Below are 1,202 nucleotides of genomic sequence, written 5' to 3'. Positions count from 1 at the left end.
CCGGCATTGCGAACCGGAGCGGGCTGGCTCTTCTGCTGATAGGCGGTATCGGCGAGCTTGAACTGCGCGAGAAGCTGGTTGAGCGAAGCTACCTCCTTGGCCAGATTGTGGCTGGCGGCGTTGGTCTCTTCCACCATGGCAGCATTTTTCTGCGTGTCCTGGTCCATCTGGTTGACCGCGGTATTGATCTGCTGGAGGCCGGAGGATTGCTCCTGCGCGGATTCCACGATGGAGACGACGTGCCGGTTGATTTCCTGCACTTCCGATACGATCGTCGCCAGTGCCTTGCCGGTGTCGCCCACCAGCTGAACGCCCTGCTGCACCTGATCGTTCGAGGTGGTGATCAGCGCCTTGATTTCCTTGGCCGCATTGGCGGAGCGTTGCGCCAGTTCGCGCACTTCCTGCGCGACAACGGCAAAACCCTTGCCCGCCTCACCCGCACGCGCAGCTTCCACGCCGGCATTCAGCGCCAGAAGATTGGTCTGGAAGGCGATTTCGTCGATCACGCCGATAATGTTGCTGATCTCGTTGGCCGATTTGGAGATCTGCTCCATGGCGACCACGGCGCGGCGTACCACTTCGCCGGATTGTTCGGCACCCGCCTTGGCGCGGCTGACGATCAGGCCGGCCTCCTGCGCGCGCTTGGTGGAATCCTTCACAGTCGTGGTGATCTCTTCCAGAGCGGCAGCGGTTTCTTCCACGGCTGCTGCCTGCTGTTCGGTACGCTTGGCCAGATCGTCGGCGGCCGATTTGATCTCGTTTGCGCCCGCGCCGATGCCACCKGCATTCTGCGCAACCCGGGTCAATGCCGATTGCAGCTTTTCGGCGGACATGTTGAAGTCGTTACGAACGCCGTCGAGTGTCGCCGTGAACGGCTGGCCGATGCGGTAGGACACATCGCCATCCGAAAGCTTCGAAAGACCGGTTGCCAGATTGTCGACAGCAAATTTGACGTCGGAAGCTTCCTTGGCCTTCTGCTGCTCGCGCGCGATGCGTTCCTTTTCCGAAAGGCTGCGATTGGCTTCGGTTTCCTGTTCAAGGCGGATGCGCTCTATCGCACTTTCGCGGAACACCTGAACGGCAACCGCCATCTGGCCGACTTCGTCCTTGCGGTCCATGCCATCGATCTCGGCTGCCGTATCGCCGCCTGCCAGCGACACCATACGCTCCCGCAGGCGGGCAATCGGCGTTGTGATGCCACG

Annotated in this window: 1 protein-coding gene; it reads right to left on the bottom strand. The window is 61.4% G+C overall.

Annotated features, from left to right (window positions below; translation table 11 throughout):
- Positions 1-1,202 (bottom strand): methyl-accepting chemotaxis protein (locus AC1DCP_RS26315; RefSeq protein WP_476774856.1); only part of this gene is annotated, 1,202 nt, incomplete at both ends.

Source organism: Agrobacterium sp. 10T429 (genome assembly GCF_056393925.1).
The sequence above is the reverse complement of the archived record's forward strand: the minus strand, read 5'-3'. Positions and strand labels throughout refer to the sequence as shown.